The organism is Polaromonas sp., assembly GCF_039932935.1.
Taxonomy (GTDB): Bacteria; Pseudomonadota; Gammaproteobacteria; order Burkholderiales; family Burkholderiaceae_C; genus Polaromonas.
In genome coordinates this window covers 1-13736 of sequence record NZ_JBDTPB010000109.1, presented here as the reverse complement: position 1 = coordinate 13736, position 13736 = coordinate 1, and the positions used below count along the sequence as shown (strand labels likewise).

Annotated in this window: 13 protein-coding genes and 1 pseudogene; 5 read left to right on the top strand and 9 right to left on the bottom strand. The window is 63.6% G+C overall.

The annotated features are described in order from the left end of the window. From ABI546_RS17975 to slmA, 4 genes and pseudogenes are all read left to right on the top strand, one after another. Positions 1 to 200: pseudogene (locus ABI546_RS17975) on the top strand (acetylglutamate kinase); the annotation flags it as partial. A 284-nt stretch (positions 201 to 484) separates the two neighbouring features. Then, a complete protein-coding gene (locus tag ABI546_RS17970; RefSeq protein WP_348048740.1) occupies positions 485 to 1189 on the top strand; it encodes a response regulator transcription factor in 705 nt (234 codons plus the stop codon). 108 nt (positions 1190 to 1297) lie between these two features. Further along, positions 1298 to 2749 carry an ATP-binding protein gene (locus tag ABI546_RS17965; RefSeq protein ID WP_348048743.1) on the top strand — a complete coding sequence of 484 codons (1452 nt, stop codon included), beginning with the start codon at positions 1298 to 1300 and terminating at the stop codon, positions 2747 to 2749. 164 nt (positions 2750 to 2913) lie between these two features. Continuing rightward, positions 2914 to 3558: a nucleoid occlusion factor SlmA gene (gene slmA, locus ABI546_RS17960; RefSeq protein ID WP_348048738.1), complete on the top strand. Its 645-nt coding sequence runs from the start codon at positions 2914 to 2916 to the stop codon at positions 3556 to 3558. Positions 3559 to 3834: 276 nt separating this feature from the next. On the opposite strand, the gene manD is transcribed toward slmA, so the two are convergent. From manD to ABI546_RS17930, 6 genes are all read right to left on the bottom strand, one after another. Further along, positions 3835 to 5046, bottom strand: a complete 1212-nt coding sequence (manD, locus tag ABI546_RS17955; protein WP_348048736.1) for a D-mannonate dehydratase ManD — start codon at positions 5044 to 5046, stop codon at positions 3835 to 3837. Between the two features lie 87 nt (positions 5047 to 5133). Further along, positions 5134 to 5919 carry an amino acid ABC transporter ATP-binding protein gene (locus ABI546_RS17950; protein WP_348048734.1) on the bottom strand — a complete coding sequence of 262 codons (786 nt, stop codon included), beginning with the start codon at positions 5917 to 5919 and terminating at the stop codon, positions 5134 to 5136. An 11-nt stretch (positions 5920 to 5930) separates the two neighbouring features. Beyond that, positions 5931 to 6590 carry an amino acid ABC transporter permease gene (locus tag ABI546_RS17945; RefSeq protein ID WP_348048732.1) on the bottom strand — a complete coding sequence of 220 codons (660 nt, stop codon included), beginning with the start codon at positions 6588 to 6590 and terminating at the stop codon, positions 5931 to 5933. Continuing rightward, complete coding sequence (locus ABI546_RS17940; protein WP_348048730.1) at positions 6587 to 7252, bottom strand: amino acid ABC transporter permease; 666 nt, start codon at positions 7250 to 7252, stop codon at positions 6587 to 6589. The genes ABI546_RS17945 and ABI546_RS17940 overlap by 4 nt, the downstream gene beginning before the upstream one ends. Before the next feature lie 66 nt (positions 7253 to 7318). Then, entirely contained in the window at positions 7319 to 8164 is an 846-nt protein-coding gene (locus ABI546_RS17935; RefSeq protein ID WP_348048728.1) for a transporter substrate-binding domain-containing protein, read from the bottom strand. A 285-nt stretch (positions 8165 to 8449) separates the two neighbouring features. Continuing rightward, the gene (locus ABI546_RS17930) at positions 8450 to 9184 is read right to left on the bottom strand and encodes a FadR/GntR family transcriptional regulator (protein ID WP_348048726.1); all 735 of its coding nucleotides are present in this window, start codon (positions 9182 to 9184) and stop codon (positions 8450 to 8452) included. Between the two features lie 101 nt (positions 9185 to 9285). Here ABI546_RS17930 and ABI546_RS17925 point away from each other — a divergent pair, with 101 nt between their 5' ends. Continuing rightward, the gene (locus ABI546_RS17925; RefSeq protein WP_348048724.1) at positions 9286 to 10689 is read left to right on the top strand and encodes a mannitol dehydrogenase family protein; all 1404 of its coding nucleotides are present in this window, start codon (positions 9286 to 9288) and stop codon (positions 10687 to 10689) included. Positions 10690 to 10733: 44 nt separating this feature from the next. Here the strand turns inward: ABI546_RS17925 and ABI546_RS17920 are convergent, their stop codons facing one another. From ABI546_RS17920 to ABI546_RS17910, 3 genes are all read right to left on the bottom strand, one after another. Further along, positions 10734 to 11789: a malate/lactate/ureidoglycolate dehydrogenase gene (locus ABI546_RS17920; protein ID WP_348048722.1), complete on the bottom strand. Its 1056-nt coding sequence runs from the start codon at positions 11787 to 11789 to the stop codon at positions 10734 to 10736. A gap of 10 nt (positions 11790 to 11799) precedes the next feature. Further along, positions 11800 to 13326: an altronate dehydratase family protein gene (locus tag ABI546_RS17915; protein ID WP_348048720.1), complete on the bottom strand. Its 1527-nt coding sequence runs from the start codon at positions 13324 to 13326 to the stop codon at positions 11800 to 11802. A 99-nt stretch (positions 13327 to 13425) separates the two neighbouring features. Then, a partial coding sequence (locus tag ABI546_RS17910) for a TRAP transporter large permease subunit (protein WP_348048718.1) occupies positions 13426 to 13736 on the bottom strand: 311 nt, incomplete at its 5' end.

Genomic DNA, 13736 nt, shown 5'->3' with positions numbered 1-13736 from the left:
ACTTGAGCGCCCGCGAAATTGACGAACTGTTTGCCGATGGGACCATTTCGGGCGGTATGTTGCCCAAAATTGAAGGCGCACTGGACGCCGCCAAGAGTGGCGTGAATTCGGTCCACATCATTGATGGGCGGGTACCGCACGCCATGCTGCTGGAGATTCTGACCGACCAGGCCTACGGCACCATGATCCGTTCGCACTGAGCCCGACGGTGATTGCCGCGAGGTGCTTCACGGCCACCTCGGGCGTTTTTTTGATGTAATTGGCTTGAAGCCCTTTCGCAGCGGGCGCAAGCAGCTATAAAAACAATAGCATCTGAGGGTCATCCCTCTGTCGTCAGGGTGGCGACAGTGCCACTCTGTCAGACTCGCTGGCGGGCGGACCTAAACAACAAGCTAAAACAACAAGTTCAGGCTGCGGCTCCCGGCTTTAATGGCCCAGCGCCAGGGCCGGTCATGGGCATGGATGGCAAAACGGAAAATTCGTGATGCGACTCTTACTGGTTGAAGACGATGTGATGGTGGCCAGCGGCATCAAGCTGGGGCTCAGTGATGCCGGTTACGCCGTCGACTGGGTCGGCAGCGCTGAGCGCGCCGAGGAAGTGCTGCAGGGCGAGACCTTCGACGCGGCCATCATCGATATTGGCTTGCCGCGCATTGACGGGCTGGAACTGACACGCCGCCTGCGCCGCAGCGGCATGGCCATGCCGGTGCTGATTCTCACTGCTCGCGACGCCCTGCAGGACCGGGTTCAGGGGCTGGACCTGGGCGCCGATGACTACATGGTCAAACCCTTTGAGCTACCCGAATTGCTGGCGCGGCTGCGCGCGCTGCTGCGCCGGTCCCAGGCTGCCACCAGCGCTACGTTGAGCTTTGGGGCGCTGGAGCTGGACACCGCCAACCGCGAGGCTCGCGCCAATGGCCAGCTGATAGAGCTCGGCCCGCGCGAATGGACAGTGATGGAGTATTTGCTGATCAATGCGCCCAAGCCGGCGAGCAAAGACAAGCTGTTGCAGGCCATGACCGGCTGGGACAAGGAAATCACGCCCAATGCCATTGAGGTGTATATCTCGCGCCTGCGCGGCAAGCTGGAGCCGCACGGCATCGCGGTGCGCTCCATTCGCGGCTTCGGCTATCGGCTTGAGCTGATGGACCTGGCGCCAGGAATACCGTCCGGCGCCGGCGCCGAATAAGGCGGTGCGGGCGTGAATCCTTCCGGCCGCTCCTGGGCCGTTCGCCTGAAAGCCCGTTTCTGTGCCCTGGCGGCGCGCGCCGGCAGCAGCCGCCTGGTGCCCACCGCCATGAAGTCGGGCCTGCAACGCAGGCTGCTGCTCCTGCTGCTTTTTCCGCTGGGGACTTTCGCGCTGGTAAGCATTTACTTTGACTACCAGACAGCCGGCAACGTCGCCCTGCAAAAAGACCAGCAGCTGCTGCGGCTGATTCCCCTGCTGGCTGATTCGGTGGTGGCACCGGGTGTTGCACCGGAAAAGGCGCCCGTGATGCTGCTCGCTCCCGCGATCGATGATTTCCTCAAAGGCCGCCCCGGTTTCGCGGGGTTTCGCCTTGCCGATGCGGAGGGCGATTTTCTGGCCGGTGAGGCCTGGATCCCCGAGTTGCTGCCGGCCACGCATGAGCCCGAATTCCACAGCATCGAATACAACGGCGTGACCTACCGGATCGCCGCGCAACGCACCAAGACGAGGGCAGGTGAGCTGATCGTCCAGCTGGCGGACGGATCGGACCCGCGCCAGCAATGGGTGCGGTCCGTGCTGTTCAAAGTCCTTCTGCCCAATTTGATTCTGGTCGTGGCTGCCGGGTTCGCGGTCAACTGGGCGGTGACGCGCGCGCTCAAGCCCCTGATCGAACTCAAGGACGCGGTGGAACGCCGCAGCCCGCGCGACCTGAGCGCGATTGACCCGCTGGCCACGCCGGCCGAGGTCCAGCCGCTCGTCACGGCCTTGAATCGTCTCTTTGACCTGGTGAACGATCAGGCCGAGGGGCAGCGCCGTTTTGTGGCCGACGCCGCCCACCAGTTGCGCACCCCCCTGGCGGGGCTGCAGGCGCAGGTCGAAGCCTGGGCGCAGGCCGCCAAGGTGGCGCAAGCGTCGGGCTCAGATGGCGCCGTCACGCTATCGGCCGACAAGATCATCAAACTGCGCAATGCCACGCGGCGAACCTCGCAACTGGCCAACCAGCTGCTGGCGCTTTCACGGGCTGATGCTTCAGCCACTGCTTCGCAGCCCACGCAGCGGGTCGACCTGAAAGACCTGTGTGAGTCGATCTTGCCGCTGCACCTGGATGCCGCCACCCGCAAGGGCATCGACCTGGGGCTGGAAGCCCGGCCCGCGCAGGTCAGCGGTTATGAGTGGCTGCTGCGCGAGCTGCTGGGCAACCTTGTGGACAATGCCGTCAAATACACGCCGCCAGGCGGAACGGTCACCATCCGCTGCGGGCCGGTGGCCTCGCCAGAGGCGACGGCGGGCGGGGGCACCCACGAAGGGGTGGGCGCTGGCCAGGGCCGCTGGGGCGTTTTTCTGGAGGTGGAAGACGATGGCCCGGGCATTGCACCGCATGAGCGAGGCATGGCGCTGCAGCGGTTTTACCGTGTCCAGGGTACGGTCGGCGAGGGCAATGGCCTGGGGCTGGCGATTGCCAATGAAATCGCCCGGGTCCACCATTCACAGCTGGAACTGAGCGATACCGCGATCGGCCCCGCCGGACCCTTCGGATTACGGGTTCGATTGAGTTTGTAGCTCGGCCACCACAGTAAGCGCTTGCTGTTATGGAACAGAACGTTGCGCCTACGCCTCACGGGATAAAAGCGAGGCGCTGGAAGCGCTGAACTGCCAACTGCCTGTGCGAGAATCAATTGCAACGATTCCCGGTTTTTTGAAACATTTCATACTTCCCATCGCCTATGTCCGACTTAGCGTCTGCACCCGAATTGAGCCCGAATGCCACGCCCGCCGAGCCCGCAGTGCGCAAGCGGCCCAAACCGGGGGAGCGAAGGGTGCAGATTCTGCAGGCGCTGGCGACCATGCTGGAGCAACCCGGCGCTGAACGCATCACCACCTCGGCCCTGGCGGCCAGGCTGGATGTCAGCGAGGCGGCCCTTTACCGCCATTTCGCCAGCAAGGCCCAGATGTTTGAAGGCCTGATCGAATTCATTGAGCAAAGCGTCTTCACGCTGATCAACCAGATCGGCGAACGCGAACCTGACCATTCGGCCCGCACCCGCAAGCTGGTCGTCATGATCCTGCAATTCGCCGAAAAGAACCCCGGCATGACGCGCGTCATGGTGGGCGATGCACTGGTGTTTGAAAACGACCGCCTGCAAGAGCGTATGAACCAGTTTTTCGACAAGCTGGAGTCCAGCCTGAAGCAAAGCCTGCGCGACGCGGCCGCCGCCAGCGGCGCGGCCACACCCACGGTCGATGCCCAGGTGCGTGCCTCGGTCATCGTCGCTTTCATGGTGGGACGCCTGCAGCGTTTTGCCCGCTCAGGTTTCAAACGCCTGCCATCGGAACACCTCGAAGCCAGCCTGGCAACCATCCTGGCCTGAAACAAGCCGGCCCCCGTCTGCGGCGTTTGCTATCAAATCAGTAGCTGCTTGCGCTCGTCCTTATTAGGCCAGAGGCCGATTCCGTTCAAATTTCTTGCCTGTTTGCCATTCGCTTTGAAAAGGCGTTGATGCGCAGCCAGAGCGTCAAACCCGTTCGAGCGTCAGCAAAACAGTACCAGCAGGTGCCGCGGAACGGGCTTTGCCCGGCCGCAGGCGCCGTCCCCTGCAAGGGGAGGGGGCGCTACACGAAGTGAGCGCCAGCAGGGGTGAGCCTATTCACCAATTCCAGAGAGTGCCGTCATGCTGCAGCCGGTTCACCGGCAGGTAGGCGCGCTGGTAGGGGTATTTGGCGGCCAGTTTTTCGTCGATCTCCACGCCGTGGCCCGCCGTTTCGCCGCAGTGCATAAAGCCCTTGTCAAAGCGGTAGCTGTGCGGGAAGACCTCGTCGGTCTGCTCGGTGTGGCGCATGTACTCCTGCACGCCGAAATTGGGCACCCAGGTGTCAAAGTGCAGCGCCGCGCCCATGCAGACGGGTGACAGGTCTGTCGCACCGTGGCAGCCGGTGCGCACCTGGTACATCGAGGCAAAGTCCGCGATGCGCCGCAGGTGCGTGATGCCACCGGCGTGCACCACCGTCGCGCGGATGTAGTCGATCAGCTGGTTCTGGATCAAATCCTTGCAGTCCCAGATGGTGTTGAAGATTTCGCCCACCGCCAGCGGCGTGGCGGTGTGCTGGCGGATCAGGCGAAAAGCCTCCTGGTTTTCGGCCGGCGTCGCGTCCTCCAGCCAGAACAGGTGATAAGGCTCCAGCGACTTGCCCAGCCGGCCCGCCTCGATGGGCGTCAGGCGGTGGTGTGCGTCGTGCAGCAAGTGAATGTCCGGCCCCACGGCCTGACGCACCGCGTCGAACAGTTTCGGTGTGTGCAGCAAGTATTTTTCGCTGCTCCAGTCATGCTCGCTGGGCAGGCTGGCGTCGGCCGGCTCGTAAAACATGCTGCCCTTGCCCACGCCGTAGACTTTTTCCAGGCCCGGCACGCCGCTTTGCGCGCGTATCGCCTGGTAGCCCATTTCCTTGTAGCGCAGCACTTCATCGACGGTGTGGCCGATATCGCTGCCGTTGGCGTGGCCGTAGACCATCACGCCGTTGCGGCTGCGCCCGCCAAGCAGCTGGTACAGCGGCATGTTGGCGGCCTTGGCCTTGATGTCCCAGAGGGCCGTGTCCACCGCGGCAATCGCGCTCATGGTCACCGGGCCGCGCCGCCAGTAGGCGCCTTTGTAGAGGTACTGCCAGATGTCCTCGATCTGGTGTGCGTCTCGGCCAATCAGGCAGGGAATGACGTGTTCGGTCAGGTAGCTCACAACCGCCAGTTCGCGCCCGTTGAGCGTTGCATCGCCGATGCCGGTCAGGCCCTCGTCGGTTTCGATCTTGAGGGTGACGAAATTGCGGCCGGGGCTGCAGACGATGACACGTGCGTTGGTTATTTTCATGAAGGCTCCGGAAGTCCCGGTCTGTTCTGTTGGGGTGAAAGATGTTTTGCGGAAGGGAATGCGCCGGCGCTAGCCGCCCTGGCCGCCCTAGCCACTCCAGCCCAGATGCCCGAGGAAGTCGCGCGTGCGCTCCTGTGTGGGGTTTTCGAAAATCTGGCCGGGTGGGCCCTGCTCGACGACCTTGCCGTGGTCGAACACCACCACCCAGTTCGCCACACGTTGGGCAAAAGCCATTTCATGCGTCACAACGACCATGGTCATGCCCTCGTCGGCCAGGCGCTTCATCACGTTGAGCACCTCGCCGATGGTTTCCGGGTCCAGCGCCGAGGTCGGCTCGTCAAACAGCATGACCTCGGGCTCCATCGCCAGCGCGCGCGCAATCGCCACCCGCTGCTGCTGGCCGCCTGAAAGGCCGCTCGGGAAGTTGTTCGCCTTGTCGGCCAAGCCCACTTTTTCGAGCAGTTTCATCGCGCGGGCGCGCGCCTCGGTTTCGCTCATGCCCAGCACGGTGACGGGGCCTATCGCCACGTTGTCGAGCGCGCTCTTGTGCGGAAACAGCTCGAAGTTCTGGAACACCATGCCCATACGGCGTCGCACTTTTCGCGCCTCGGTTTCGTCGGTCGGCAGCGGCACGCCGTCAAACAGCACACGCCCGCCGTCCACCACCTCCAGTGCATTGGTGCAGCGAAGCAGGGTCGACTTGCCAGAGCCCGACGGCCCGATCAGGCACATCACTTCGCCCTTGTTGACCTGCACCGACACGCCGTCGATGGCGACAAAATCGCCATACAGCTTGCGCACGTTGTCATACACCACCACCGGCGGCAGGTGGGCGCCGCGGCGCTCACCCTGGGCTGCGGTGCTTGTCGTCATGTTGTCGCCGTTCATTCCTTGACCTCGAATCGTTTGTGAATCCAGTCGACCAGCTTGGCCTGCGGATAACCCATCAACCAGTAGATGACCGCCATCGCGGTGAGCATTTCCAGCACGCGAAAGCTCGACGAGCGGATCTGCAGTGCCACGTGCGCAAGCTCTCCCACCGCGATCACGGACACCAGCGAGGTATCTTTGAAAAGCGACACCCAGGTACTCGCCAGCACCGGCAGCACGCGCCGCCAGGCCTGCGGGATGATGATTTGTCGCATCGCCTGCCAGCGGCTCATGCCCACGGCAATCGCCGCTTCCATCTGGCCCTTGCGGATGGAGTTGATGCCGGCGCGAAAGGTCTCGGCGTTGTAGGCCGAGACGTTCAGGCACAGCGCGATCAGGCCGGTGGTGAAAGCCGAGAACTCGATGTGCAAAAACACCGGCATTACATAAAACGCCCAGTACACGACCAGGATCAGCGGCAGGTTGCGAAAGAACTCCACAAACCACAGCGCCGCAGTAGACAGGATGCGCGAACGCGACAGCCGCATCAGCGCCAGCACGATGCCGGCCGGCACTGCCGCCAGCATGGTCAACACGGTGAGCAGCACCGTCAGCCCGGCGCCATGCGCCAGGTCCCAGCGGTGCTCCCAGACGATGTTCCAGTCGAGATTCATGAACGCCCTAGGTGCGCCACGCGCTGGTAGAGACGGTCTATCAACCGCGAGCCGGGGAAGAGGATGATGAAATAGATCACCATCACCGTCGTGAACACCTCAATCGGCCGATAGCTTTGGCCGGCAATGGTTTCGGCGCGCTTCATGAGTTCGGGCACGGCGATCACCGCGGCAATGGCCGTGTCCTTGATGGTGATGGAAAGGATGGAGCCGAAAGAAGGCAGCATGCGCACCAACGCTTGCGGCAGCACCACTTTCCGCACAATCTGCGCACGCGACATGCCGAGCGCCAGCGCGGCGCGCACCTGGCCGGGGCGTATGGACTCGATGCCGGCGCGCACGATCTCGGCCACATAGGCGGCGATGTGCAGCGTCAGCGCCATCAACGCAGCCCAGAAAGGGTGAAAGCTGATGCCCGTCAGGATGGGCACCGCGAAATAAAACCACACCAGAATCACCAGCACGGGAATGGCGCGCTGCGTGTCGATGTAAAAAACAATCGGAATGCGCAGCCAGGCCTTGCCGTAGACGCGGCCCAGGCCGAGTGCGGTACCCAGCACCAGGCTGCCGGCAGCGGTCAGCAACGACAGCAGCAATGTGAGCCCCAGGCCGCCCAGCAGGTACTGCCAGCTGTCGAGCAGGGGTGAAAAATCAAGTTCCATGGGGACGGGTCTGTCTCGCAAGGCGGGGCCGGGTGCAGCCTGTGGGCCGCACCCGGCCGCGCGGGTTTACATCGTGCCGATGACGCGGATTTCGTCCGCTTCGAGCTTGGGCTTCATCGTTTCGTTCACGGCCTTGAGCCAGTTGAAGTACTCGGGCTGGTTCTTGTCGATGGCCAGGCCGATGGGCACGGGCTGCTCGGTACTGCTTTGGCAGTTGTTGCCGTCGGGCAGCGCCTTCAGGCCTTTGACCTTGCGGTTCAGCGCGACCCATGGCACCCGGTTGATCGGCGTCACGTCGGCGCGCTTGGCCATGATTTCTTCCACGGGTGCGGCCGAGCCGGCGGTCGATACACCGCGCAGCTTGGCGTTGGGAAAGCGCTTTTTGACCCAGTTCTCTTCACCGCCGCCGGTGAAATACGCCACGGTGATGTCGGGGCTGTTGAACTCGTCAATCGATTTGGCCTTGGCCACCTTCGGGTTGTCGGCACGGCCGAACATGCACAACGCCGTGGCCGAGTAGGTCACGAAGTCCACGACTTTCAGGCGCTCAGGCGTGACAGACAGCGGCGAGATCGTCATGTCGGCCTGGTTGGAGGCCAGCACCGGCACCTTGGTCTCATGCGAGACCGGCACAGGTTGCAGCTTCACGCCCAGCAGGCGCGCATATTCGTTGGCCAGAATCCACGCCGGGCCGGCCCAGGCGTCGCCCGAACCCGTGGTGTTCTCGACCAGCCAGGGCGGGTTGGACAGCACGGCGGCACGCAGCACACCGGCTTTCTTGATCGCGTCAATGCGCGCACTGGTGCCGGGCGCCGGTACGGCCTGGGCAAAAGCCTGGCCTACGCCGGCTGCCATGAGCAGGCCGGCAATGAGTGCCGGTACCTGCCGGCGGATGAGTGAAGGGTGTTTCATGCTTTGTCTCCTGGTTGTAATGCGCCGTTTCCCCGGCGCGGGTTGGTGATTTGTCGTTGCAAAACTCTCAGTACCGCTGGCCCGCGCAAGACGCTGGACTTAACCCGGCATGAGCCGTGGAACCGGCCTTGCCGGTCCACAGGCGGGCGGCCCCCGAGGGGCTGGAGCCTGCGGCTCCAAGCCTGCCTGTGCAGGCTTGGACAGGCGACAGAGGCGAAGCGTCTCGCGAGTCGCGGCCTGCAAGGCCTCGCGCATGACGCGAAGCGAAAAGCGTGGGGGCCACAGTCATCTCCAGGCTTGGGCGAACTCGCTGATTACGCGTTCGAGGTGCGCGCGCATCGCGACCCTCGCGCCTTCGGCATCGCGCGCCAGCAATGCGCTGAACACGCGCTGGTGGTCTTCCTGAGAGGCTGCACGCAATGCAGGGGAATGAAAGTGCGCTTCCATCTGCGACCACAGCGGCCCGCGTGCGTGGTCCCACAACGCGGTGACCATCTGCAGCAGCACGCTGTTGCCGGTGGCTTCTGCAATGCGCAGGTGAAACAGCCGGTCGGCCGATTCGTTGGCGAGCTTGTCGTCCATGTGCTCCCGCATGGCGGCCAGTGCGGCAAAGATGCGGTCGAGGTCGGCATCCTGGCGGGTGACGGCGGCCACTGAAGCGATTTCCGATTCAATCAGGCAGCGGGCGCGCAGCACCTCAAAAGGCCCGGGCCCGGTTTGCGGCATGAACACCGGCGGGCGTATGGCCGGCAACTGGGCCACATAAATGCCGGAGCCGCCGCGCACTTCGACGGCGCCTTGAAGCTCCAGCGCAATGATGGCCTCGCGCACCGAGGTGCGGCTCACGTCAAAACGCTCGGCCAGCGCCCGCTCTGACGGCAGGCGCGCGCCTGAGGCGAATTCGCCCTGTCCTATCAGCTCCAGGACCTGCGCAGCCAGCCTCTGGTAAGACCGGTCCGTGTTGGCTGCGGGCAGCACTACCTCTGGGGCATTGGGGGTTTTGACGGCAGGGGTGTTCATAAATCTAAAGTGGTTGGACCAAATTATTGATGGCATACCAATTATTGGTATTGTGGTTTACCACTACAAAATCGCCCGTCTACGCTCCCTAAGATGGCGCCATGCAAGAACTCATTCCGGCGGCGCTGCCCGCCTTGGCCGAACGCGGCATCACGATTCCCCTCTTTGACCGAAACCCTTCCCGCATCGGCGTGGTTCACCTGGGTTTGGGCGCTTTTCACCGGGCCCACCAGGCCGTGGTGTTTGATGCGCTGATGGCGCACCGGCCCGAACCCTGGGGTGTGCTGGGCGTGGCCATGCGTTCCACGCAACTCGCCGATGCGCTGGCGCAGCAGCAAGGGCTTTACTCCGTGCAAATCAACAGCCACGCCGGCCGCAGCTGGCAGGTGGTGGGCTCGGTGCTCGGCACCTGTGTGGCGGCGCGAGAGCCTGAGCAGGTGGTGCAGGCCATCGCCGCGCCTTCCACGCGATGGATCACGCTGACGGTGACGGAGAAGGGCTACGGCCCGGAGCTTGCAACGCTGCTGCTTAAGGGCCTGGCCGCACGCCGCAAGGCTGGCGGTGATGGGCTGACGATCGCTTCGTGCGACAACCTCACCGACAACGGCGGCAAACTGCAAAAGCTTTGCCTGGACACGGCGCGCAGCCACGACGCGGCACTCGCGGACTGGGTAGAAGAAAACTGCGCCTTCCCCAACAGCATGGTCGACCGGATTGTTCCGGCCGCCACGCCCGAGCGTTTGCAGGAGGCTGCAGAAGCGTTAGGCGTCACCGACCAATGCGCGGTCGGCACCGAAGGCTTTTGGGAGTGGGTGATTGAAGACCGCTTTGCCGACCCCGCGGATGCAGAGGTGCTCGCCTCGGCCGGTGTGAATGTGGTGGCCGACGTCAGGCCTTTCGAGCAGGCCAAGCTCTACATGCTCAACGGCAGCCATTCGGCCATGGCCTGCATGGGTGCGGTGCTGGGCTTGCCCACGGTGCACGAATGCATCGCCCAGCCCGACCTTCACCGCTTTGTGCACGGCCTGATGACGCAGGAGGTCATGCCCCACCTTGTACGCCCTGACGCTGCGGCCTACCGCGACGCTTTGCTGGAGCGGTTCGCCAACCCTGCGCTCAAGCACAGCGTGCACCAGATCGCCACTGACAACTCACAGAAGATCCCGCAGCGCTGGGTGCCGTCGGTGGTGGCGCAGCTGGCCCGTGGCGGCAAGGTCGAGCATCTGGCGCTGGCCGCCGCTGCATGGATGGGTTATTGCCTGGGCGAGGACGAAGCCGGCAAGCCCTACACAATGAATGACCCGCTGGCGCAAACGCTGCAGGACATCGCCAAAAAACATCGCGGCGATGTGGCGGCCACCGTTGGCGCGCTGCTGGGTGCCGGCGCGATCTGGGGCACCGAATTGCCGAGAGACCCGCGCTGGGTTTCGCGCGTGGCGCACTGGCTGGAGCGCACACAGGCGTTGGGGCTGTTGGGCGCAGTCAGGGAGCTCAATCTCCCTTGAATTGCCCCCGAGTTGCCCTTGAGCGGCCTTGCAACGCGGGGCCGTTAAAGGCTGAGGCCCACCTTGCCGGCGGCAGCCACGATTTCTTCCCAGGTGCTGGCGTCAATTTCGATGCCATCGCGCTCGCGTTGCGTCCGCGCACGGCGTTCAGGTTCCCCTGCGATTTGTACAGCATCCACACCGTCGGCCGGTGGGCTTTGGCGCAACCACTCCACAAAGGCCAGCGCCTCGGATTCCAGCGCTGACTGGGTGCCCAGCTTGCCCGGGTCGATCAGGATGGTGAGCATGCTGTTGTAGACCGCACGTGTGCTGACCGTGGGGTGGTGCCAGGTGCCGCCGCCGGTGAGCGCGCCGCCCAGCAGTTCGCACGCCACCGCCAGGCCGTAGCCCTTGTGTTCGCCAAACGGCATGAGCGCGCCGAAGAAACCGTTTGCCTGCGGCACCACCACCACGCCAGGGTCGGTGGTGGGCTGGCCGTGTTCGTCGATCAGCAAACCCGGCTGCACGGACTTGCCCTGGTTGTGGGCCACGCGCATCTTCCCTTGTGCCACACGGCTCGTCGCGAAGTCAAGAATGAAGGGCGGCTGGTCTTTGAGCGGTATGCCGATGCAGCAAGGATTGGTACCGTAGCGCCCGTCCGCACCGCCCCAGGCGGCGACGACCGGCCGTGTCATCACGTTCACAAAATGCAGCGACACCAGCCCTTGGGCGACTGCCATTTCGGCGAAATGGCCGATGCGACCCAGGTGATGAGACTCCGCCAGCGCCATGATGCAGCTGCCGTGGGTTTTGGCGCGCGCCATGCCCAGCGCCATTGCCTGCTCGCCGATCACCTGGCCGTAGCCGCGCTGGCCGTTAAGGCTGAGCAGCGAGCCCGCGTCGAGCAGCGTTTTGACGCTGGCGTTGGGCGTCAGGCCACCTTCAAGCACCGCATCGACGTAGCGCGGAAGCATGCCTATGCCGTGGGAGTCATGGCCGCTCAGGTTGGCCATGACCAGGTTGGAGGCCACCTTTTCCGCTTCAGCAGCGGTGCTGCCGGATGCTATGAAAATGCTAGCTGCTTGCGCACGCAGGTATTGGGCTGGAAGCACTTTTTGCATATAAATGTCTTTACATCACCGCGCCGACTTGCCAGGGCACAAACTCGTTTTGCCCGTAGCCGTGTTTCTCGCTTTTGCTGGGCTCGCCGGATGCAGTGGCCAGCACCATGTCAAAAATGCGCTGCCCCATCTCCTGCACCGACACACCGCCGTCGATGATCTCGCCGCAGTTGATATCCATGTCTTCTTCCTGCCGCTTCCACAGTGCCGAGTTGGTGGCCAGCTTGAGCGAGGGCGAGGGCGCGCAGCCGTAGGCTGAGCCACGGCCGGTGGTAAAGCAGATGATGTTGGCACCACCGGCCACCTGGCCCGTGGCGCTCACGGGGTCATAGCCCGGCGTGTCCATGTAGACAAAACCGTGGGCGTCCACGGGCTCGGCGTACTCATACACCGCTTCCAGGTTGGAAGTGCCGCCCTTGGCCACTGCACCGAGCGACTTTTCCAGGATGGTGGTGAGGCCGCCAGCCTTGTTGCCAGGCGAAGGGTTGTTGTTCATCTCGCCTTCATTGATCTCGGTGTAATGTTCCCACCACTTGATGCGCGAGATCAGTTTTTCAGCGATGTCGGGTCGCACGGCGCGTCGCGTGAGCAAATGCTCGGCGCCATAAATTTCGGGTGTTTCGCTGAGGATGGCGGTGCCGCCGTGGGCCACCAGCAAGTCCACCGCAGCGCCCAGTGCCGGGTTGGCGCTGACGCCCGAGTAACCGTCGGATCCGCCGCATTGCAGGCCGATGGTGATGTGCGCGGCGCTGCAGGGTTCGCGTTTGACCTTGTTGGCCTCGGGCAGCATTTCCTTGATCATCGCAATGCCCTTGGCCACGGTTTTGGCCGTGCCTCCGGTGTCCTGGATGCTGAAGACGCGCAGGGTTTCACCTTCACGCAGGCTGCCGTGGGCCAGCCAGGCGTTGATCTGGTTGGACTCGCAACCCAGGCCCACCACCAGCACACCGGCAAAGTTGGGGTGCGTGGCGTAGCCCGTCAGCGTGCGTTGCAAAATCTGCAGGCCCAAACCGTCCGAGTCCATGCCGCAGCCGGTGCCGTGCGTCAGCGCCACCACGCCGTCGACGTTGGGGAAGTCCTTGAGCGCAGAGGGATTGTTCTGGCGCGAGAAATGATCCGAAATGGCGCGTGCAGCCGTGGCCGAGCAATTCACGCTGGACAAGATGCCGATGTAATTGCGCGTGGCCACGCGGCCGTCGGGCCGCTTGATGCCCATGAAGGTGGCTTCACGTTTGGCGGGCGCTGGTTTCACATCCGCGCCGAAAGCGTAGTCGCGTGCGAAGTCGCCTTTGTCCGGGCCCATGTTCAGGTTGTGCGTGTGCACGTGCTCGCCGGGTGCGATAGCCTTGCTGGCAAACCCAATGATCTGGTTGTAGCGCCGAACCGGCTCGCCCTCGGCAAGCGCGCGCGTGGCGATTTTGTGGCCGGCAGGGATCAGGCCGCGCACGGTGACGTTTTCAACCTGCGTGCCGCCCACCAGCTGGGCACGGGCAATCAGGACGTCGTCGGCAGGATGCAATCTTATGAAGGGGGTCATCGTGGGCTCTTTACAAGTGTCAGCGCGGAACCGGCTCTGCCGGGCCGCAGATGGCGCCCCCTCGAGGGGGAGGCGCCGCAGGCGCTTCGGAGGAGGTCGTTAGTAGAACATCTTGGGCAGCCAGAGTACCGCAGCGGGGAAGTAGGTGATGATGCCCAGGCTCAATAGCAATGGCACCAGCCAGGGCAATATCGCCATCGTGGTTCGTTCCACCGAAAGATTGGCTACCCGGGCCAACACGAACAGTACCATTCCCATAGGCGGGTGCAGAAGGCCGATCATCAGATTCAGCACCATCACCAGCCCGAAGTGCACCGGGTCAATGCCCAGTTGCGCTGTGATCGGCAACAGAATGGGCACCAGGATGGTGATGGCGGCCGTGGGCTCCAGGAAGCAGCCGACGAACAGCA

What these genes read in the sequence shown, in the direction of transcription:
- ABI546_RS17970 (WP_348048740.1), top strand. Translation starts at nt 485, where the DNA reads ATGCGACTCTTACTGGTTGAAGACGATGTGATGGTGGCCAGCGGCATC.
- ABI546_RS17965 (WP_348048743.1), top strand. Translation starts at nt 1,298, where the DNA reads ATGAAGTCGGGCCTGCAACGCAGGCTGCTGCTCCTGCTGCTTTTTCCG.
- slmA (WP_348048738.1), top strand. Translation starts at nt 2,914, where the DNA reads ATGTCCGACTTAGCGTCTGCACCCGAATTGAGCCCGAATGCCACGCCC.
- manD (WP_348048736.1), bottom strand. Translation starts at nt 5,046, where the DNA reads ATGAAAATAACCAACGCACGTGTCATCGTCTGCAGCCCCGGCCGCAAT.
- ABI546_RS17950 (WP_348048734.1), bottom strand. Translation starts at nt 5,919, where the DNA reads ATGACGACAAGCACCGCAGCCCAGGGTGAGCGCCGCGGCGCCCACCTG.
- ABI546_RS17945 (WP_348048732.1), bottom strand. Translation starts at nt 6,590, where the DNA reads ATGAATCTCGACTGGAACATCGTCTGGGAGCACCGCTGGGACCTGGCG.
- ABI546_RS17940 (WP_348048730.1), bottom strand. Translation starts at nt 7,252, where the DNA reads ATGGAACTTGATTTTTCACCCCTGCTCGACAGCTGGCAGTACCTGCTG.
- ABI546_RS17935 (WP_348048728.1), bottom strand. Translation starts at nt 8,164, where the DNA reads ATGAAACACCCTTCACTCATCCGCCGGCAGGTACCGGCACTCATTGCC.
- ABI546_RS17930 (WP_348048726.1), bottom strand. Translation starts at nt 9,184, where the DNA reads ATGAACACCCCTGCCGTCAAAACCCCCAATGCCCCAGAGGTAGTGCTG.
- ABI546_RS17925 (WP_348048724.1), top strand. Translation starts at nt 9,286, where the DNA reads ATGCAAGAACTCATTCCGGCGGCGCTGCCCGCCTTGGCCGAACGCGGC.
- ABI546_RS17920 (WP_348048722.1), bottom strand. Translation starts at nt 11,789, where the DNA reads ATGCAAAAAGTGCTTCCAGCCCAATACCTGCGTGCGCAAGCAGCTAGC.
- ABI546_RS17915 (WP_348048720.1), bottom strand. Translation starts at nt 13,326, where the DNA reads ATGACCCCCTTCATAAGATTGCATCCTGCCGACGACGTCCTGATTGCC.